Below are 335 nucleotides of genomic sequence, written 5' to 3' on the forward strand. Positions count from 1 at the left end.
GTACAGAGGAAGCCAAGGATGGCCTATACACACCTGAGCTCTGAAGAGAGACATTATATCGAAACTGAACTCAAAAATGGGGTATCTCAGAATCAAATTGCTAAAAAGCTTGGCCGGACACAGCCTACAGTGTCGCGGGAAATCAGCCGTAACAAGGGGCTGAGAGGCTACAGCCACCAGCAGGCCCATCGTACCGCTCAACAGAGACATCAAGAAAAGCTCAAGGCTGTCAAACTGACTGAAGAGATTAAGCGGCGAATATCTGATGATATTAGCTGTGGTGACTGGAGCCCTGAACAAGTGGCTGGGCGACTTGAGAAAGAAGGTATTATCAA

At 48.1% G+C, this 335-nt stretch carries 1 protein-coding gene; it reads left to right on the forward strand.

Annotation, left to right across the window (positions count from 1 at the left end; all coding sequences use genetic code 11):
- Positions 1 to 18 precede the first annotated feature (18 nt).
- On the forward strand, positions 19 to 335 hold a 317-nt coding region (locus CWC16_RS19410), incomplete at its 3' end, for a helix-turn-helix domain-containing protein (protein WP_138542689.1).

It is taken from the genome of Pseudoalteromonas sp. S3776 (assembly GCF_005886915.1).
Lineage (GTDB): Bacteria > Pseudomonadota > Gammaproteobacteria > Enterobacterales > Alteromonadaceae > Pseudoalteromonas.